The 17,155-nt window shown below is 59.2% G+C and carries 23 protein-coding genes; 11 read left to right on the top strand and 12 right to left on the bottom strand.

The genetic code is table 11. The features are described from left to right. Nucleotides 1-6 precede the first annotated feature (6 nt). Entirely contained in the window at nt 7-927 is a 921-nt protein-coding gene (cbiB, locus tag ACR0NE_RS15970; RefSeq protein WP_170597434.1) for an adenosylcobinamide-phosphate synthase CbiB, read from the bottom strand. Further along, nucleotides 924-1,889, bottom strand: a complete 966-nt coding sequence (locus tag ACR0NE_RS15965; RefSeq protein WP_170597792.1) for a threonine-phosphate decarboxylase — start codon at nt 1,887-1,889, stop codon at nt 924-926. Before ACR0NE_RS15965 ends, cbiB begins: the two co-directional genes overlap by 4 nt. 181 nt (nt 1,890-2,070) lie before the next feature. Here ACR0NE_RS15965 and ACR0NE_RS15960 point away from each other — a divergent pair, with 181 nt between their 5' ends. Beyond that, complete coding sequence (locus tag ACR0NE_RS15960) at nt 2,071-2,433, top strand: response regulator transcription factor (protein ID WP_008756687.1); 363 nt, start codon at nt 2,071-2,073, stop codon at nt 2,431-2,433. Here ACR0NE_RS15960 and ACR0NE_RS15955 read toward each other — a convergent pair. After that, the gene (locus tag ACR0NE_RS15955) at nt 2,415-3,404 is read right to left on the bottom strand and encodes a glutathione S-transferase family protein (RefSeq protein WP_170597432.1); all 990 of its coding nucleotides are present in this window, start codon (nt 3,402-3,404) and stop codon (nt 2,415-2,417) included. The genes ACR0NE_RS15960 and ACR0NE_RS15955 overlap by 19 nt on opposite strands. 212 nt (nt 3,405-3,616) lie before the next feature. Between ACR0NE_RS15955 and ACR0NE_RS15950 the strand changes: the two genes are divergently transcribed. Next, the gene (locus ACR0NE_RS15950; protein WP_170392635.1) at nt 3,617-3,970 is read left to right on the top strand and encodes a hypothetical protein; all 354 of its coding nucleotides are present in this window, start codon (nt 3,617-3,619) and stop codon (nt 3,968-3,970) included. Between the two features lie 91 nt (nt 3,971-4,061). Here ACR0NE_RS15950 and ACR0NE_RS15945 read toward each other — a convergent pair whose 3' ends face one another. Then, nucleotides 4,062-4,760, bottom strand: a complete 699-nt coding sequence (locus tag ACR0NE_RS15945) for a fumarylacetoacetate hydrolase family protein (protein ID WP_170597430.1) — start codon at nt 4,758-4,760, stop codon at nt 4,062-4,064. 29 nt (nt 4,761-4,789) lie between these two features. Beyond that, on the bottom strand, nt 4,790-5,962 hold the full coding sequence (locus ACR0NE_RS15940; protein ID WP_170597428.1) for a PatB family C-S lyase: 1,173 nt from the start codon (nt 5,960-5,962) through the stop codon (nt 4,790-4,792). A 94-nt stretch (nt 5,963-6,056) separates the two neighbouring features. Between ACR0NE_RS15940 and def (ACR0NE_RS15935) the strand changes: the two genes are divergently transcribed. The 6 genes from def (ACR0NE_RS15935) to speB all read left to right on the top strand — a co-directional run bounded on the left by def (ACR0NE_RS15935) (nt 6,057) and on the right by speB (nt 9,369). Then, complete coding sequence (def, locus tag ACR0NE_RS15935) at nt 6,057-6,575, top strand: peptide deformylase (RefSeq protein ID WP_170392632.1); 519 nt, start codon at nt 6,057-6,059, stop codon at nt 6,573-6,575. Beyond that, the gene (gene def, locus ACR0NE_RS15930) at nt 6,572-7,066 is read left to right on the top strand and encodes a peptide deformylase (protein WP_170402334.1); all 495 of its coding nucleotides are present in this window, start codon (nt 6,572-6,574) and stop codon (nt 7,064-7,066) included. Before def (ACR0NE_RS15935) ends, def (ACR0NE_RS15930) begins: the two co-directional genes overlap by 4 nt. 23 nt (nt 7,067-7,089) lie before the next feature. Continuing rightward, nucleotides 7,090-8,004, top strand: a complete 915-nt coding sequence (fmt, locus tag ACR0NE_RS15925) for a methionyl-tRNA formyltransferase (RefSeq protein ID WP_170597426.1) — start codon at nt 7,090-7,092, stop codon at nt 8,002-8,004. Between the two features lie 6 nt (nt 8,005-8,010). Continuing rightward, nucleotides 8,011-8,247 carry a hypothetical protein gene (locus tag ACR0NE_RS15920; protein ID WP_170392629.1) on the top strand — a complete coding sequence of 79 codons (237 nt, stop codon included), beginning with the start codon at nt 8,011-8,013 and terminating at the stop codon, nt 8,245-8,247. 1 nt (nt 8,248) lies between these two features. Beyond that, nucleotides 8,249-8,485 carry a GlsB/YeaQ/YmgE family stress response membrane protein gene (locus ACR0NE_RS15915; RefSeq protein ID WP_170392628.1) on the top strand — a complete coding sequence of 79 codons (237 nt, stop codon included), beginning with the start codon at nt 8,249-8,251 and terminating at the stop codon, nt 8,483-8,485. Nucleotides 8,486-8,547: 62 nt separating this feature from the next. Beyond that, the gene (speB, locus tag ACR0NE_RS15910; RefSeq protein WP_170597424.1) at nt 8,548-9,369 is read left to right on the top strand and encodes an agmatinase; all 822 of its coding nucleotides are present in this window, start codon (nt 8,548-8,550) and stop codon (nt 9,367-9,369) included. Here speB and ACR0NE_RS15905 read toward each other — a convergent pair. The 7 genes from ACR0NE_RS15905 to ACR0NE_RS15875 all read right to left on the bottom strand — a co-directional run bounded on the left by ACR0NE_RS15905 (nt 9,366) and on the right by ACR0NE_RS15875 (nt 13,831). Then, the gene (locus ACR0NE_RS15905; RefSeq protein ID WP_170392626.1) at nt 9,366-9,965 is read right to left on the bottom strand and encodes a COG3904 family protein; all 600 of its coding nucleotides are present in this window, start codon (nt 9,963-9,965) and stop codon (nt 9,366-9,368) included. The genes speB and ACR0NE_RS15905 overlap by 4 nt on opposite strands. Nucleotides 9,966-9,989: 24 nt before the next feature. Beyond that, entirely contained in the window at nt 9,990-10,613 is a 624-nt protein-coding gene (locus ACR0NE_RS15900) for a trimeric intracellular cation channel family protein (protein ID WP_170392625.1), read from the bottom strand. After that, the gene (gene rnhA / locus ACR0NE_RS15895; protein WP_170402325.1) at nt 10,610-11,077 is read right to left on the bottom strand and encodes a ribonuclease HI; all 468 of its coding nucleotides are present in this window, start codon (nt 11,075-11,077) and stop codon (nt 10,610-10,612) included. The genes ACR0NE_RS15900 and rnhA overlap by 4 nt, the downstream gene beginning before the upstream one ends. Then, complete coding sequence (locus tag ACR0NE_RS15890) at nt 11,070-11,657, bottom strand: class I SAM-dependent methyltransferase (protein WP_170565069.1); 588 nt, start codon at nt 11,655-11,657, stop codon at nt 11,070-11,072. Before ACR0NE_RS15890 ends, rnhA begins: the two co-directional genes overlap by 8 nt. After that, complete coding sequence (locus ACR0NE_RS15885) at nt 11,654-12,106, bottom strand: DUF3429 domain-containing protein (protein WP_170597422.1); 453 nt, start codon at nt 12,104-12,106, stop codon at nt 11,654-11,656. The genes ACR0NE_RS15890 and ACR0NE_RS15885 overlap by 4 nt, the downstream gene beginning before the upstream one ends. Continuing rightward, entirely contained in the window at nt 12,103-13,053 is a 951-nt protein-coding gene (gene ispH, locus ACR0NE_RS15880; protein ID WP_170392621.1) for a 4-hydroxy-3-methylbut-2-enyl diphosphate reductase, read from the bottom strand. Before ispH ends, ACR0NE_RS15885 begins: the two co-directional genes overlap by 4 nt. 202 nt (nt 13,054-13,255) lie before the next feature. Then, nucleotides 13,256-13,831: a LabA-like NYN domain-containing protein gene (locus ACR0NE_RS15875; protein WP_039541714.1), complete on the bottom strand. Its 576-nt coding sequence runs from the start codon at nt 13,829-13,831 to the stop codon at nt 13,256-13,258. 126 nt (nt 13,832-13,957) lie between these two features. Here ACR0NE_RS15875 and folK point away from each other — a divergent pair, with 126 nt between their 5' ends. The 3 genes from folK (at nt 13,958) to ACR0NE_RS15860 (ending at nt 17,145) form a co-directional block, all read left to right on the top strand. Beyond that, entirely contained in the window at nt 13,958-14,539 is a 582-nt protein-coding gene (gene folK / locus ACR0NE_RS15870) for a 2-amino-4-hydroxy-6-hydroxymethyldihydropteridine diphosphokinase (protein WP_170597420.1), read from the top strand. A 94-nt stretch (nt 14,540-14,633) separates the two neighbouring features. Beyond that, nucleotides 14,634-14,987, top strand: coding sequence for a DNA-directed RNA polymerase subunit omega (gene rpoZ, locus ACR0NE_RS15865; protein WP_010437681.1), 354 nt, complete (start codon nt 14,634-14,636; stop codon nt 14,985-14,987). 25 nt (nt 14,988-15,012) lie between these two features. After that, the gene (locus ACR0NE_RS15860; protein ID WP_170392619.1) at nt 15,013-17,145 is read left to right on the top strand and encodes a RelA/SpoT family protein; all 2,133 of its coding nucleotides are present in this window, start codon (nt 15,013-15,015) and stop codon (nt 17,143-17,145) included. Nucleotides 17,146-17,155: the final 10 nt, after the last annotated feature.

The raw sequence follows: 17,155 nt of genomic DNA, 5'->3' as shown, positions 1-17,155 counted from the left end.
GATCCGTCAGAATATGAAGTTGAACCCAACCCACACCGACACGAGCCCAAGCGCAAGCCCCCATACCTGCCAGAGCATGTCTGATGCGCGAAAAACCTCCGCAGCGTCGATATTCTGCCGCGCATTCCCGTTCACCCAAGCAAGATCCCGCATCTGGCCATCATAGCTACGCGGTCCGGCCAGTGCGATATTCAGCGCGCGCGCCATCGCTGCCTCGGGCCAGCCTGCGTTGGGTGAGATATGGCGGCGTGCATCCTCTACCATTTCTCCCCAGCGCGACCATTGGCTGGACAGTGCCACGATCATTACAAAGGTCAGGCGTGCCGGGATAAGGTTCAACACATCATCCAGCCGCGCTGCTGCCCAGCCGAAGGCGCGGTATTTGTCGTTGCGATAACCGATCATACTGTCGGCGGTGTTGACGACCTTGTAAACCAGCAGCCCCGGCAGACCTGCGACCAGAAACCAGAAGGCAGGGGCAATCACCCCGTCGCTCAGGTTTTCGGCGGCGCTTTCGATGGCCGAGCGCGCCACCTGCGCCTCGGTCATATCTCGCGTATCGCGCGAGACAATCATGGCGACCTGCGCGCGCCCTTCGGCAAGCGAGGTCAACAGGCCTTGGCCAACTGCGCGAACATGGGTGATCAGGGATTTCTGGGCCAGAAGGATGGCGCAGACCACGATCTCGACGATCGGACCAAGCAGCTCCAGCAACCGGCCAAGGATGAGTGCCACCGCAACCAGGATGAGTACCGTCGCAACCCCTTTGAGGCGGCGATACGCTCCATGGTTCAGCCGGTTGTCCAGCCAGCCAATCGCGTTGCCCATCAACACGGCAGGGTGGCGAATCCGCGACCACAGCCAATCCGGCTCACCCAATGCTGCGTCCAGACACATAGCGCAGACCAATAGGAACGCGGTGCTCACAGCGCTGCTTCCAACCGGGCCCAACCATCTGCTGGCGGTAATCCAAGGCGCAGGTAGGTCCGGGAATAGGGGAAAATACGGCTCCAGATATGCGCCCGCGCCAATCGGTCTTGCCAGGCGGTCGCGTCATCAACGTCGTAGAGGCGGAACAGGCTGGTGCCGCCAATCAGCCGCGCATCCTTGGCCGTTACAAGCTGATCCAACCGTGTTGCTTCATTTGCCAGACGCATGCGCGTTTCATTAGCCCATTTTACATCGTGCAACGCTTGCGCGCCGATCCGCAGTGCCGGGCCGGATACGGCCCATGGTCCCGTCAGGTCATTCAACCGCGCAATAAGATCGGGATGGCCGATTGCAAAACCCAGTCGCAATCCGGCCAACCCCCAAAATTTGCCAAAGCTCTTCAGCACCACGATGCCGGGCCGCTGGGCCAGATGAATCAGCGAGGCTTCGGGCGTTACGTCGCAGAAGCTTTCATCGATCACCGTCAGCGGCGCGTCGACATCCGCGTCCTGCCAGATGCGCCCATCAGGATTGTTGGGGTTTACGATGACACGTGCCTGAGCCGGGCCGCTCTCGTGCACCGTCCAATCCTGAGCGGTGAATGCAGCGGCATGTTCGTTATAAGTGGGCATCGTGATCTGCACGCGGCCGGCTTTGGTCAGCGCGGGCACGCGGGCAATCACCGCAGAGGCACCAGGCGATGGCAGAATCTCGGCCCCATCAGGCACGTTCCAAAACACCCGCGCCGCGTCCGAGAGGCGTTCGAACGCGCCATGATCCGGCAGTTCCATCCAGTCCGGAGGCTGCAGGCCCGAGACCTCATAAGCATGCGGATTGATCCCCGTGGACAGATCGATCCAGTCTGCGCGCGTGCCCCCAAACAGAGTCATCGCGCCATCCAGCCCACCGCCATGATCGCGTGCAGCCCGAGGGTTCAATCTGTCATCCTGTCCAACCATCTGCCCCAGCCGGAATCGCCTATTTCTCATGCTTCAAGCGGATTTTTGCCGTTCTTACAAGCGAATCCGCCCGATCACGGCGCTGTGCGGGCCTTGTTAACACTTTGTTAAGGAAATCGCGTGATCACGGACAACAGGGGTCGGCACCACTCACCCATATCACGTGCCGAGGTTGTTGCAAATGAAAGTACTGATTGTTGAGAGTAACCCCGATCTAGGTCGGGTCTGGCAGCGGCATCTGCAAAGGCAGGAGGCCGAAGTCACGCTGGTCGAAACGCAAGAGGCCGCGATCCTGGCACTGTATGGTACCGCATTCGATATCATCGTGCTGGATCTGGTTCTGGAAACCGGCAGCGCCTTGGCGGTTGCCGATTTCGCAAGCTATCGCAGGCCCGAGGCGCGAGTGATCTTCGTCACCAACACCACATTCTTCTCGGACGGATCAATCTTTGCCCATAGCGCCAATGCCTGCGCCTATGTCCAAAGCTCGACCCCGCCCGAGGATCTGGCGGCCATGGTCGAACACTACGCCGCCGGGCGCTGATCCCGCCCATGGGGTTCTGAATAGTCCAATGTTGGATTCACTGGAATAATTCGGTGCGGATTGATGCTGTCATGGCTGAAGTGATAGTGGCGCACGATGTGGTTCATGTTCACTGTCTGCGCCACGCCGGGCCATTGATATAGCTCCCGCGTAAAGGCCCAGAGGTTCGGGTAGTCCACCAACCGACGCTTGTTGCACTTGAAATGTAAATGATAAACCGGGTCGAACCGGATCAATGTGGTGAACAGGCGCCAGTCGGCCTCAGTCACGCGGTCACCCATAAGATAGCGGTTCCGGGCCAGACGATCCTCAAGCCAGTCCAGCGTGTCGAACAGAGGGCCAACCGCGGCGTCATAAGCTTCTTGCGAGGTGGCAAAGCCGGATTTGTAGACCCCGTTATTGACATCGGAATAGATGCGCGCGTTGACCTCTTCGATCTCGTCCCGCATTGCCTCGGGCCAGTAGTCGTCTGTGTTGCCGGTGATCCCGTTGAAAGCCGAGTTGAACATGCGGATGATTTCCGAGCTTTCGTTCGACACGATCGTTTTCTCAACTTTGTCCCACAGGATCGGAACCGTAACGCGGCCCGAATAGTGAGGGTCGGCACGGGTGTAGATTTGATGGGCAAATTCTGATCCGAACAGTTTGTCGCCGGTCGCGCCATGGTCGTCGGTCTCAAAGGTCCAACCTTTATCCAGCATATCCGGATGCACGACCGAGACCGAGATGTGGTCGCTCAGCCCTTTCAACTCACGAAAGATCAGTGTGCGGTGCGCCCAAGGGCAGGCGTGCGAGACATAAAGGTGATAGCGCCCCGATTCCGCCTCGAACCCGCCGCGCCCCGAGGGGCCGGGCGCGCCATCGGCGGTGATCCAGTTGCGAAACTGTGCGGCCGAGCGTTTGAACGCCCCGCCTGTGGATTTGGTGTCATACCAGGTGTCATGCCATTCGCCGTCGACAAGCAGGCCCATCGTTATTCCTTTCGCATTGCGATTGGGTCAAAGATAGGCCGTCTTGCGTCACGATCCTATTTCACCGGGCGCGCATCAGGCCTGCATGCGCGCACAGGTGGGGTGCGGTGTCTGGGCACCAGAACCGCAATGCCAAAACTTATGTGACGCCGTTCACTGGATTTTTACAGGAATCGCGTCAGACTAATGAATGTTAAGGGGGGAAGTTTATTATGAGTACCTATGTTTCCAAGGAAATTCGCGCCGAATTGGATGCGGCCCGAATCGCTACCCTCAAGAAATCCAGCCGTTTGCGGGTGGAGGTTGGCGACAATAGCTTCAAAATTTTGACATTGTGGAAGGATGGTTTCACCGTCGAGGCCGAAACCACGCCGCGCCTGCGTGGGCTCGTCGATATCTATGACGGTGCCAACCACATGTATCAGTGCCTGATCATCGCAGACGAAGAAGCGGTGGGTGAAATGCGCTATGAGTTCAAGCGTAACACTGTGGCGACGGACAAGGCTCCACTGGATTTCTACCGCGCCCCGGATGCACCGATCGCATTGCTTGAAAACCGCGACTGACGCGCGCACCGTTTGATCTTTGGCACCGACGCGCCACCGGCGCTCGGGCGGTAATGGGGCCTCAAGATTCTCAGGGATCAGGCCGGACGGTTTAGTCGGAGGCCGTCAGGGTCAGGTGCACAGGAGCCAAACCATCGATGCCGCCTTCAATTCGGTCTCCGGCGACCACAGGCCCGACCCCGGCGGGTGTGCCGGTCAGGATCAGATCGCCGGGGCGCAAATTGTAGAAACCCGATAGATGGGAGATCAGTTCATCGATCTTCCAGACCAGCTCTGACAATGTGGCGTCTTGTACGACCCGCTCATTGACGCTCAGATAGATGCGCTTGTCATCAGATGGGCTCCAGTCATCGGCGCGGGTCAGCGGAGCGAAGACCGCGCCGTTTTCCACATCCTTGCCCAGATCCCAGGGGCGCTGCTTGTTGCGCTCACGAATCTGCAAGTCGCGGCGCGTCATGTCCAAGGCACAGCCGTAGCCAAAGATCGCTGCTTGGGCCTGCGCGGCCGTGGCCTGAAAAACCGGCTTGCCGATGGCAACGGCCAGTTCCATTTCATGATGATAATCCTCGGTCCCTGCCGGATACGGCACATGCGCTCCGGTCAAAACCGCGTTGGGCGCGGATTTGGTGAAGTAAAACGGCGCCTGACGATCCACCTCATGCCCCATCTCGGCAGCGTGGGCGGCATAGTTGCGGCCCACGCAAAAAATCCGCCCGATCGGATAGGTCGCCTGTTCCCCCTGCACCGGGATGCTTGGGATGTCCGGAAGCGTAAAAAGGTGGTTGGGCATGACGTGCCTCCGTTTTTTTTGAACGGGGTTCATTGTAAATCGCCAAAGGCTGTCTTCAATCGCGCACAGGCTTCTTCAACCCGCTCGCGTTGGGTGGCCAGATTGAAGCGCTCGAAGGTTTCTCCACCGGTGCCGAAACCGGGGCCTGAGGATGTCGCGATCCGCGCATCTTCGCGTAGGCGGCGGACAAACTCATCGTGGCTCATACCCGTGCCCGAAAAATCGACCCATGCCAGATAGGTCGCCTGCAGAGGCATCGACCACAGGCCCGGTATCTCGGCGATGGCAGCATCAAACAGCTTCCGGTTCGCGTCCAGGTGGGCAATTTGTTCATCGACCCATTTTGCACCTTCCGGCGAATAGGCGGCAGTGATCATCGCCACACCCAACGCACTGGGGTCATAGTCCAGCGTGGTGATCCGGTGCCGCATCTCGGCCCGCAGCTTGGCGTCGGGAATGATCATGTTGCCGGTACGCTGACCGGCGATGTTGAATGTTTTCGACGCCGCGGTCAGTGTCACCGTCCACGGGCGCGCATCGGGGGCGGCCGTATCCATCGGTACGAAGGTATTGCCCGGATAAACCAGATCATGGTGAATCTCGTCCGACACAAGGATCAGCCCGTTGCGCTCTGCAAACGCCGCCACAGCGCGCAGTTCATCCGGCGTCCAGACCCGACCTGACGGGTTCTGCGGAGAGCACCACAGCAGCAGCTTTTCTGATCCGTCCAACCGCGACTGCGCATCGTCCAGATCAAGCCCATAGCTGTCGCCATCGCGTACCAGCGGGCATTCCACCACGCGGCGGCCGGATTTGTTCACCTTATGGGCAAACTCATGGTAGACGGGTGTGAAGATCACGACGCCATCTCCCGGTTCACTCCAAACATCCAGACACAGGGCAATCGCATTGCCCAACCCTTGTGAGGTCAGAATCCAATAGGTATCGATCTCCCAGTTGTGGCGTGTCTTCATCCACCACTGGATCGCATTCAGATAATCCGGGTGCATCCATGAATATCCAAACGCGCCATGATCGGCCGCTTCCCGCACCGCCTCGATCACGCAAGGGGCCGTGGCATAGTCGGAATCAGCCGTCCACATGGCCAGCCCATCCTCGGGGGCGACACCGTAAAGCTGCTCCATCTTGTCCCATTTTGAAGAGTTGGTGCCCCGGCGGTCGATCAGGTCGTTGAAAGTCATGTCATCTCCATCTGTCGAGGCGAAAGCTAACCACAAATCCATAAGGTGCAAGGGGGCCGTTGCGGAGGCGGGCGCGATGGCCTAAATCAGCCCCATGAAACGCAATATCCTGATCCATCCCGATCCCCGCCTGAAAAAGGTCTGCGCGCCGGTGGCCGACATCACCGACGACCTGCGCAAACTGGCCGATGACATGCTGGAGACGATGTATGACGCGCCCGGCATTGGCCTTGCCGCGCCGCAGATCGGTGTGCTCGACCGGCTGATCGTGGTGGACTGTGTCAAAGAAGAAGGTGAGGCCCCACGCCCACTGGTGATGTTCAACCCCGAGGTCATCGCCTCCTCGGATGAGACCAACGTCTACGAAGAAGGCTGCCTGTCGATCCCTGAGCAATATGCCGAAGTCACGCGCCCGAAGACGGTTGATGTCACCTGGCTGGACCGTGACGGTAATCTGCAGCAGGAAACCTTTGATGATCTCTGGGCGACTTGTGTGCAGCATGAGATCGACCATCTGAACGGTAAGCTCTTCATCGACTATCTCAAACCGCTCAAGCGTCAGATGATCACGCGCAAAATGCAGAAGCTCAAGCGTGAAAAGGCCCGCACATGACGGTGCGGACCTGCCTGCCGTGGCCCGACAAGCGCTTGCGCACCAAGGCCGAGGATGTCACTGAAATCACCGACGACATCCGCACCATCTGGGATGACATGATCGATACGATGGAGGCGATGCCCGGTGTTGGCCTCGCTGCGCCGCAGATAGGAGTTATGCTGCGGCTGGCTGTCGTGGATGGCTCGACCCAGCGAGGCAAAGCTGTGCGACTGGCCAACCCCGAGATTCTGCACAGCTCGGTTGAGCTGCGTGAACATGACGAGGCCAGCCCGAACTTGCCCGGCGTGTCCGCCAAGGTAAAGCGACCGCGCGCAGTGACTGTGAAATTTCTCAACGAACAGGGCCAGATCGACCGCCGCGATTTTGTCGGCATCGAGGCCACCAGCGTGCAGCATCAGATCGACCACCTGAACGGGCGGATGTATTTCGACCGGCTCAGCAAGGTCAAACGCGACATGCTGCTGCGCAAAGCACAGAAGATGGGGTGAAACCCCATCCTACGGAGGGACGGATGCGTATCATCTTCATGGGAACGCCAGATTTCTCGGTGCCGGTGCTGGATGCGCTGGTCCGTGCCGGGCACGAAATCGCCGCCGTCTATTGCCAACCGCCACGCCCCGCCGGTCGCGGTAAAAAAGACCGTCCAACCCCGGTGCACGCGCGTGCCTTGGCGCTGGGCTTAGACGTTCGCCATCCGACCTCGCTGAAATCGCCCGAAGAACAGGCCAGCTTTGCCACGCTGAACGCCGATATCGCGGTGGTCGTCGCCTATGGCCTGATCCTGCCACAACCTATTCTGGACGCGCCAACCCATGGCTGCCTGAACATTCACGCCAGCCTGTTGCCGCGCTGGCGTGGGGCCGCGCCTATACACCGCGCGATCATGGCAGGCGATGTGCAAACCGGTGTTTGTATCATGCAGATGGAGGCCGGGCTGGATACCGGTCCCGTTCTGCTGCGCGAAGCCACCGAGATCGGGATTGAGGAAACCACGGCGCAACTCCATGACCGCCTGTCGGATATGGGCGCGGCTCTGATCGTTGAGGCTCTGGCCAAACTGCACAGCCTTACACCTGACCCGCAGCCCGATGAGGGCGTGACCTACGCCGCCAAGATCGACAAATCCGAGGCACGTATCGACTGGTCGGCCCCCGCGTCCGAAGTCGATAGAAAAATCCGCGGTCTCTCCCCGTTCCCCGGCGCATGGACCGAGGTCGAGGGTAATCGGATCAAACTACTGGCTTCGCGGCTGGCCGAAGGACGGGGCACTCCGGGCGAGGTGCTGGACGACCACCTGCGCGTGGCTTGCGGCGAAGGCGCAGTTGAGTTGCTGCGCTTGCAACGGGCAGGCAAGGGCGCGCAGGATAGGGAAACTTTTCTGCGGGGATGGCCCATGCCGGCCGGGACCCGCCTGTCATCGGAGTAGGCGTACATGATCATGATCATGATGGGCACGGTCGTGATTGCCGGGATCGTAGGCTATCTGTCTGAACAGACTGGCTTTACCCATAACGGCTATCTGCAGTCGATCATCATCTGCGTGGGTGGTGCTTTCCTGTTCTATTTCGTGCGCATCATGTTCGGCATCAGCTTTGGCCCGCCGGGGTTGGACGCGGTGCTGTCCTCGATCGGTGCGCTGATCATCGTCCCCACGCATTGGAGGAAATGATATGCCGATCATCGCCCTGATCATCGTCGGAGCCGCTGCAGGTTTCCTCGCCACCCGCCTAATGCGGATCGAGGCCGATATTCCAACCACCATGCTGATCGGCATTGTCGGCGCTTTGGTGGGCGGTTTGGTCCTACGCACGCTCATCACCGTGATGGGATGGCTCTCAGGGTTTATCGGCGCCGTTCTGGGCGCGCTTTTGGTGATATGGATTTGGCAGACATATATCCGCCGCTGATCGCTTGACCCGACCGTGATCTGCGACCAATGTCCCGTCAATTCTTTGTTGAAAGGCCTCTCATGTCGCATGATCTGACCGCCGGAGACGTCGCGCTGATGGGCGTGCCGTTGGACCTGCATTCCTCGTTCCTGCAAGGCCCCGCCTTTGCGCCGGGTCGCATCCGCGAGGCGTTGCATTCCGGCGCGGCCAACCTGACCGCCGAGGATGGCACTGATCTGGGCGCAACCGACCGCTTCAAAGACACCGGCGATCTGGATGTGTTCGAGATGATGGGGCAGGAACCCATCGACCGGATCGAGGCAGGGGCCGCCGCCCGGATTGAAACCGGCGCACGGCTGCTGTCATTGGGCGGTGATCACTCGGTGGCCTTTCCGCTGATCAAGGCCCATGCGGACCGGTACGAGGGGCTGAATATCCTGCATATCGATAGCCATCCCGACCTTTATGACAGCCAGCAGATTGGCCCGCTGGGCCATGGCTGCCCGTTTGCCCGCGTGATGGAAACCGGCAAGATCAGTCGCCTCGTTCAGGTCGGGATCCGCACCATGAACAAGCACCAACAGGAACAGGCCGACAAGTTCGGGGTCGAGGTGATCGACATGCGCAACTGGCGCCCCGATCTGGAGATCAGCTTTGACGGCCCGGTCTATCTGTCGCTGGACCTCGATGCGCTGGATCCAGCCTTTGCCCCCGGCGTTTCACATCACGAACCTGGCGGTCTCAGCACGCGCGAGGTGATCGACCTGATCCATCGGTTCAAAGGGCAGCTGGTCGGCGCGGATATTGTCGAGTTGAACCCGCACCGCGACCCCTATGGCATGACCGCCATGGTGGCGGCGAAATTCGTCAAGGAAATCGGCGCGCGACTGCTGACGCACTAACGTTCGTCGCAGATTGCGGCAGTGCCAAGGCGAGGGGCGGACCGTGTAGTCATGTCGAACCGGTTCGCCTCGGACGCCGTCATCCAGTGCATCTCTTCCTCGGATGCTGCATCCAGCGTGAACCAGTAGAAGTCGGGATCGACGCCGATATCTTCGAAATAGTTCAAATACCGGTCATGCTCGGGGTGATCTTCGGGTAGCTCCGCAGCGACATAGCCGCCGCCGCCCCAGCTGTGGACCCCCACGCAGGCGCCGGGTTCCAGCACGCGTCGGTTACCCGCTAGAAACAAATCGGTGCCGCCCGAGGCCACCAGCCCGTTTGACGGAACCACCGTGTCGAACCCTTCCTCACGCACTACGCGACTGAAGACCACATTCGAGTCATCATCGACCGAACCTTCGATATTTTGCAGCACCAGCGTCTTAATCTCGGGGTTCTCGTCCATCACTTCTTCAAACGCGCTGAGCGTTGTATGGTCGATCGTTCCGGACGCGACGATCTGATTGCCCACTGCCGTGAAGCTGACCGGGGCGTATTGCTCTGCACATGCCGTTAGCAGCAGTGCCGTGGCCAGAAACGAAAGTCTGTAGGTCATCGCGATCTCTTGTCCGTTTCTACCCTATTGCCGAGGCGGTCGGGCCTTGTAAACCGGCAACTGCCAACCGAACAGCAGAGATCCGGCGCGCAACGCCCAGCAAATCAATGCACATAAGCCCAATGCCAGCAGGCCTTCCAGCCCGAGGCGGGTGGCAAACACAGCGGTCAAGGCTCCGATAAAGGCGCAGGATACGTAAAGCTCACCTTGTTTCAGTACCAGCGGCACCTCGTTGCACACCACGTCACGCATCAAGCCGCCCAAACAGCCCGTGGTCACCCCCATCAGCACTACGATGATACCGGATTGATCCAGTGACAACGCTGCACCCGTGCCAGCAGCGACCGCGATGGACAGGGCGAAACTGTCCAACCAGACCAGCCAATTATACCGGCTTTCCACTAGGTGAGCGGTAAAAAATACCAGCACCGCAGCGCCGCAAGCGATCAGGATATAGGCGGGCTGACCGACCCAGAAGATCGGATGTCGGTCCAGCAGCAAGTCGCGTACGGTACCACCGCCCACTGCCGTCAGACAGGCGATGAAGGCAAACCCGACCAGATCAAGCTGCGCTCGGCTGGCCACCAGCGCACCGGTCAGCGCAAAGACCAAAACCGAGGCGTAATCCAGCAGGGCAAGCCCGCTCACGCCTGCGCCTTCTTAGGTTTGAACGGGGCCATGCCGGCGCGTGCCAACTCATCCGCGCGTTCATTTTCGGGATGGCCCGCATGACCCTTGACCCATTCCCATGTCACCTGATGCCGCTCTTGCGCCTCATCCAGCCGCTGCCACAGATCGACATTTTTGACCGGCTTCTTGTTCGACGTCTTCCAGCCGTTCCGCTTCCACCCGAAAATCCATCCCGTAACGCCGTTCTTCACATAAGCGCTGTCGGTGACGATAGTCAGTTTCGAGGGCCGCTCCAGCGTCTCCAAAGCACTGATTGCAGCCAGCAGTTCCATCCGGTTGTTGGTTGTCTCGGCTTCGCCTCCGCTCAGCTCGCGTTCTTTCAGGATGGTCTCGCCATCCATCGCGCGCAGCAGTACGCCCCAGCCGCCGGGGCCGGGATTTCCGGAACAGGCACCATCGGTATAGGCAAAGAGATCAGGCATGAGCGAATACCAGAATGAATCCGTCGTAAGACCCGGCCAAACCTTTCCCCATTCCCTGCATGGTACGATCAATGGTGAAACCTGCCGAGGTCAGGGCGTCCTTGATCTGGGTCTCTGAATAATAGGTATAGTAACGGTCCAAATCATCGCGATGCTCGCCCGTGCCCAGCTTCATTCCTAGAAACAGCTGCCCGCCCGGCTTCAGTGCGGTGTGGATCGCGTTCAGATGACGCGGGAAATCGGCGCGCGGGGCGTGCAGCAGGCAGAAACTGGCATAGACGCCGTCATACTCTGCCACCTCGGTGACGTCATCGAAGGTGCCAAGGTGGGCGTCAACACCGTTGCTCCGCGCATGTTCAACAAAGGCAGGGGTGGCATCCAGCGCCCGTACCTTCAGCCCTTGCCGCATCAAAAACGCGCTGTCTGATCCGGGACCCGAGCCCAGATCCAGCACATATCCACCCTCGCGGACCGCATCTACAAAAGCCTGACGCGCCTCTAGCTGCTCGGCGGGCAGGGGGATCCTTAGGTAATCCGCAACGCGATCCGTGTAGGCCTTGATAGTCCGTTCATCACTCACAGGTAAATTCCCACAGCAAGACAGGTCAGCACGACAGCGGTTAGCAGGGCGCGCAGCCGCATCCACCAGACCGGGGTCAACCGCCAATATGAGAACATGGCGTCCAGCAAAAGCAAGCCCGCAAACCCATACATCAGGTTGGTGCCCGCATTCACCGGACCGCCGCCGGTCGTGAAAAATGCCCAAAGTGCAGGCAACACCGACAAAGTGTAACAGGCCGCAGCTTTGCTGCCTGAGGTTTTGGTGGCGAAGCCCCACAGCACGCCCGACATGAAACTCAGGATCACCGAGCCATAGAATAGCTGAATATACGGCCCCACGAAGCGCGACCCCAGCGTCTGCCGACCCCAATCGTTCAAATCACCGTTCAGATAAGTCAGCGCGCCCCAGACAAACGGGATCAGCCCAGCCAAACCAAGGAATAACGGCGCGCGGGGGATGCCGCTCATGCTGGTTCCCGCAATACGCGGGGAACTTTGAACTCGACATTCTCGACAGCGGTTTCGACCAGCTCGACGGTGACATCGTAGTGGTCGCGGAATGCATCGATCACCTCGTTCACCAGCACCTCGGGCGCGGATGCCCCGGCGCTAACCGCAATGCTGGAAATTCCTTCCAGCGCACGCCAGTCGATCTCGGTCGCGCGCTGCACCAGCTGCGCATAACTGCATCCGGCGCGCGAGGCGACCTCGACCAGACGACGTGAATTCGATGAGTTCGGCGCACCCACCACCAGCAAGGCATCGGCTTTCGGAGCGACGGCTTTCACCGCTTCCTGCCGGTTGGTGGTGGCATAACAAATGTCTTCCTTGTGCGGCCCGACGATGGCGGGGAAGCGGGCCTCAAGCGCGGCAATAATGTCCTTGGTGTCATCCACCGATAGGGTTGTCTGGGTGACAAAGGCCAGCTTTTCGGGGTTACGCACAGCGACCTGCGCCACATCTTCTACCGTTTCAACCAGCAGTACCTCGCCATCGGGCAGCTGTCCCATGGTGCCGATTGTTTCGGGATGGCCCTTGTGACCAATCATGATCATCTGCAGCCCGGCATCCGCGTGGCGCTGCGCTTCGACATGCACCTTGGATACAAGCGGGCAGGTGGCGTCGACATATATCATCTCGCGCTGGGCTGCTGTGGCGGGCACCGATTTTGGCACACCGTGGGCCGAGAATATCACGGGGCGATCATCAGGGCATTCGTCCAGCTCCTCGACAAACACGGCACCCTTGGCGCGCAGACCGTCGACGACGAATTTGTTGTGAACAATCTCATGGCGCACATAGACAGGCGCCCCCCATTTTTGAAGGGCCATTTCCACAATCTTGATGGCACGGTCCACTCCGGCGCAGAACCCGCGCGGGGCGGCCAGATATAATGTCAGCGGCGGCTTTGTCATTCGGCGATCTCCTGGACCGAACACCTAGGTCTTTTCATTGCCATGGTCCAGACAGCACTGCGTCATTTCACTGACATGAATCGTTGTTAGCACAAGGGTGTTTTCAGCACCTATACCTTTAAAGTCGCGCGGCCAGGGCTTCTGGCCCTGGCCGCGCATATTCTTGCCAACCCCCATTGGTGAGTGGTGGGGTTTGGTGGGGTCAGTGCCCGCCTGCAGCTGCGACGCTGCGGGGTTCAGTCGGCATCTCTCGCGGAGGGCGGCCGATCACGTCGCGCAGGTCTTCCAGCTCAATGAAGTTATCGGCCTGGCGGCGCAGTTCGTCCGAAATCATCGGCGGCTGGCTACGGATGGTCGAAACAACGGAAACACGTACGCCCTGCCGTTGCAGGCTTGCGATCAGCGGGCGGAAATCCCCATCGCCCGAAAACAGTACGATATGATCAACGCGTGGTGCCAGTTCCATGGCATCGACGGTAAGCTCGATATCCATGTTTCCCTTGACCTTCCGACGCCCCATGCTGTCGGTGTATTCCTTGGCCGGTTTGGTGACCATGGTGAAGCCATTATAGTGCAGCCAGTCCACCAGAGGCCGGATCGGGGAATACTCGTCATTTTCCAGTAGCGCTGTGTAGTAGAAAGCTCTAAGCAGTTTGCCTCTGCGCATAAATTCCTGACGCAGCAACTTGTAGTCGATGTCAAACCCCAGTGCTTTGGCGGCTGCATAAAGATTCGAGCCGTCGATGAACAGCGCTAGCCGTTCGTCCTTGTAAAACATAAAATGGTCCTTCCGGTATAAGCCACCGCACCGTGAGCTCCGTGAGTGATAAAGTAATAGGTCAGTGCAATGGTGTCCTTAAAATAGGTGTTTTAGGCTTTATCGCAAGTATTCTCTGGTCCGAATATGGGGTCTGAAGTGGACAAAACCTTGTCAAAAGCGGTCATTGCCCTAGGGGCAAATCTCAGTCTGAGAGGTTGTGGGCCCAAGGTGACACTTGAGCGGTCGCTGATCGCGATGGCCGAGGCGGGCTTGGTGATTCGCAAGACAAGCCGGTTTTTTGCCACCCCATGCTTTCCGGCAGGGGCAGGGCCGGACTATGTCAACGCAGCGGTTTTGATCGAATCGGACCTCACGCCACAGGGTGTTCTGGACCTGCTGCACCGCATCGAACATGATTTTGAGCGCGCCCGTGAACAGCGTTGGGGCATGCGCACTCTGGACCTCGATCTGGTCTTTTGGGATGAACTTGTGCTGCCGGATGACGCCGAATACCAGCGCTGGCTGACCCTTCCCCCCGAAGATCAGACCAAATCTGCGCCGGAACACCTAATCCTGCCCCATCCGCGCTTGCAGGACCGCGCTTTTGTGCTTGTTCCCATGATGGATGTCGCCCCCGATTGGCGCCATCCCGTTCTGGACCGGACAGTGACGCAGATGGTTGCAGCCTTGCCACCCGATGAGGTGGCAGAGGTCAAGCCTCTGTGATCCTCGCATTTGCGGCATTTCTTGCTTGTCAAGGCGGGGATTCGCGCTTAGATAAACCCCTTCCTGCCACGGATTCATTTACGGAGAGCGCCCCATGGCCCGCGTTACGGTCGAAGATTGTGTAGACAAGGTCCCGAACCGGTTCGAACTGGTGATGCTTGCAGCCCACCGGGCGCGCGAGATTTCTGCTGGTGGCCCGATCACCGTTGACCGCGATAACGACAAGAACCCTGTCGTCTCGCTACGCGAAATCGCCGACGAAACCCAAAGCGCTGATGAGCTGCGCGAGCGTCTGATCGAAGCCAACCAGACCCAGATCGAGGTTGATGAGCCCGAAGAAGATCAGATGGCCCTGCTGATGGGTGCGGAATCTGACAAGCCTGCGGATGACGACATGTCGGAAGAAAAGCTCCTGCGCGCTCTGATGGAGGCCCAGGGCCAGGGGTAACCCAAGCGACAAAGGTGCGGACCGGATGATTTCAGAAGAAGACCTGATTGCGCTGGTCCGCAATTACAATCCCAAGACAAATGCCGACCGCATCGAAAGGGCCTATGAATTTGGCCAACAGATGCATGAAGGCCAGTTCCGCCATTCCGGCGAGCCCTATTTCTCGCACCCCGTTGCCGTTGCCGCCATCCTGACCGAACAGCGTCTGGATGATGCGACCATTATAACGGCCCTGTTGCACGACACGATCGAAGACACCAAAGCCAGTTATGGCAAGGTTACCGAACTGTTCGGGGATGAGGTCGCCAAGCTGGTCGATGGCGTCACCAAGCTGACCAACCTGCAGCTGTCCAGCCGTGAGACCAAACAGGCCGAGAATTTCCGCAAGCTGTTCATGGCCATGTCCAAGGACCTTCGGGTTATTCTGGTCAAACTCGCCGACCGCCTGCACAACATGCGCACGATCAAGGCGATGCGCCCTGAAAAGCAGGTGCAAAAAGCGCGTGAGACAATGGATATTTACGCGCCGCTTGCGGGCCGGATGGGGATGCAATGGATGCGCGAGGAACTTGAAGACCTTGCCTTCCGCGTCCTGAACCCCGAAGGCCGCCAGTCGATCATCCGCCGCTTTATCACTCTGCAACGCGAAACCGGCGACGTGATCCATCGCATTACCGGCGACATGCGGCACGAATTGGAAAAGGCGGGCATTGAAGCCGAAGTCTTTGGTCGCGCCAAGAAACCCTATTCGATCTGGCGCAAGATGCAGGAAAAGGATCAGGGTTTCTCACGTCTGTCCGACATCTACGGGTTCCGCATCATCACCCAGACCGAAGAAGACTGCTATCGCACACTCGGTGCCATCCACCAGCGCTGGCGCGCGGTGCCAGGGAGATTCAAGGACTATATCAGCCAGCCGAAATCGAACGGTTATCGCTCGATCCACACAACGGTTTCGGGGCGTGACGGCAAACGGGTCGAGGTTCAGATCCGCACCCGCCAGATGCATGACGTGGCCGAAACCGGTGTTGCAGCGCACTGGTCCTATCGCGACGGTGTGCGGTCCGAAAACCCCTTTGCGGTCGACCCGGCAAAGTGGATCGCAAACCTGACCGAGCAATTCGACAGTGAGGATGATCATGAGGATTTCCTCGAAGCTGTGAAGCTCGAGATGTATTCGGACCAGGTGTTCTGCTTCACCCCCAAGGGCGATGTGGTGAAACTGCCGCGTGGGGCGACGCCGATTGATTTTGCTTACGCAATCCATACCCGCATTGGTCATGCCTGCGTGGGGGCCAAGGTTGATGGCATTCGTGTGCCGCTTTGGACCCGGCTCAAGAACGGGCAGTCGGTGGACATCATCACCGCCGATGGCCAGAGCCCGCAGGTCACTTGGCTTGAGATCGCAGTCACCGGCAAAGCCCGCACCTCGATCCGCCGCGCCTTGCGCGAGGTCGACCGGGAACGCTTCATCAAGCTGGGTAAGGAACTGGCCCGCGCCGGGTTCGAAAACCTGGGCCGCAAAGCCACCGACAAGGCGCTGGAAACCGCTGCAAAACACCTGCGTTTAAAAGATCGGGACGAGTTGCTGGCCCGTCTGGGCAGTGCCGAGTTGACCGCCCATGAGGTGGTCGAAGCGGTATATCCCGAACTCACCAAGGATGATGGCGACGCGATCTCGCCCCGTCGTGCTGTGATCGGGCTTGAACCGGGCCAGAAATTCGATCGTGCCCCCTGTTGCCAGCCACTGCCGGGCGAGCGCATCGTCGGAATTACTTATCGTGGCAAAGGTGTTGTCGTGCACGCCATCGACTGCGATCGCCTGACCGAGTTTGAAAATGAACCCGAGCGCTGGGTTGATCTGCACTGGCATTCGGGCACCCACCCCGCCGTCTATGGCGCGACGCTGGATTTGACCATCGGCAATGATGCCGGGGTGCTGGGGCGTATTTGCACATTGATCGGCGAGAAAAAGGCCAATATCTCGAACCTCGAATTTGTCGACCGCAAACCGGATTTTTATCGGCTGATGATCAATGTCGAACTTCGCGATCTTGAACAGCTGCATTCGCTGATGCTGATGCTCGAGGCTGAAAGCGACGTTGCTGCGGTCGAACGGTACCGGGAAAGTGCGAAACCCGCCGTTGCGGCTGGCTGAAAAGGGGTGA

The sequence above is a fragment of the Ruegeria sp. C9 genome (assembly GCF_056537585.1).
The sequence above is the reverse complement of the archived record's forward strand: the minus strand, read 5'-3'. Positions and strand labels throughout refer to the sequence as shown.

Excerpts from the sequence above, each read along its gene's own strand:
- ACR0NE_RS15965 (WP_170597792.1), bottom strand. The coding sequence starts at position 1,889 with ATGGTTGGACAGGATGACAGATTGAACCCTCGGGCTGCACGCGATCAT.
- ACR0NE_RS15960 (WP_008756687.1), top strand. The coding sequence starts at position 2,071 with ATGAAAGTACTGATTGTTGAGAGTAACCCCGATCTAGGTCGGGTCTGG.
- ACR0NE_RS15955 (WP_170597432.1), bottom strand. The coding sequence starts at position 3,404 with ATGGGCCTGCTTGTCGACGGCGAATGGCATGACACCTGGTATGACACC.
- ACR0NE_RS15950 (WP_170392635.1), top strand. The coding sequence starts at position 3,617 with ATGAGTACCTATGTTTCCAAGGAAATTCGCGCCGAATTGGATGCGGCC.
- ACR0NE_RS15945 (WP_170597430.1), bottom strand. The coding sequence starts at position 4,760 with ATGCCCAACCACCTTTTTACGCTTCCGGACATCCCAAGCATCCCGGTG.
- ACR0NE_RS15940 (WP_170597428.1), bottom strand. The coding sequence starts at position 5,962 with ATGACTTTCAACGACCTGATCGACCGCCGGGGCACCAACTCTTCAAAA.
- def (WP_170392632.1), top strand. The coding sequence starts at position 6,057 with ATGAAACGCAATATCCTGATCCATCCCGATCCCCGCCTGAAAAAGGTC.
- def (WP_170402334.1), top strand. The coding sequence starts at position 6,572 with ATGACGGTGCGGACCTGCCTGCCGTGGCCCGACAAGCGCTTGCGCACC.
- fmt (WP_170597426.1), top strand. The coding sequence starts at position 7,090 with ATGCGTATCATCTTCATGGGAACGCCAGATTTCTCGGTGCCGGTGCTG.
- ACR0NE_RS15920 (WP_170392629.1), top strand. The coding sequence starts at position 8,011 with ATGATCATGATCATGATGGGCACGGTCGTGATTGCCGGGATCGTAGGC.
- ACR0NE_RS15915 (WP_170392628.1), top strand. The coding sequence starts at position 8,249 with ATGCCGATCATCGCCCTGATCATCGTCGGAGCCGCTGCAGGTTTCCTC.
- speB (WP_170597424.1), top strand. The coding sequence starts at position 8,548 with ATGTCGCATGATCTGACCGCCGGAGACGTCGCGCTGATGGGCGTGCCG.
- ACR0NE_RS15905 (WP_170392626.1), bottom strand. The coding sequence starts at position 9,965 with ATGACCTACAGACTTTCGTTTCTGGCCACGGCACTGCTGCTAACGGCA.
- rnhA (WP_170402325.1), bottom strand. The coding sequence starts at position 11,077 with ATGCCTGATCTCTTTGCCTATACCGATGGTGCCTGTTCCGGAAATCCC.
- ACR0NE_RS15885 (WP_170597422.1), bottom strand. The coding sequence starts at position 12,106 with ATGAGCGGCATCCCCCGCGCGCCGTTATTCCTTGGTTTGGCTGGGCTG.
- ispH (WP_170392621.1), bottom strand. The coding sequence starts at position 13,053 with ATGACAAAGCCGCCGCTGACATTATATCTGGCCGCCCCGCGCGGGTTC.
- ACR0NE_RS15875 (WP_039541714.1), bottom strand. The coding sequence starts at position 13,831 with ATGTTTTACAAGGACGAACGGCTAGCGCTGTTCATCGACGGCTCGAAT.
- folK (WP_170597420.1), top strand. The coding sequence starts at position 13,958 with ATGGGGTCTGAAGTGGACAAAACCTTGTCAAAAGCGGTCATTGCCCTA.
- rpoZ (WP_010437681.1), top strand. The coding sequence starts at position 14,634 with ATGGCCCGCGTTACGGTCGAAGATTGTGTAGACAAGGTCCCGAACCGG.
- ACR0NE_RS15860 (WP_170392619.1), top strand. The coding sequence starts at position 15,013 with ATGATTTCAGAAGAAGACCTGATTGCGCTGGTCCGCAATTACAATCCC.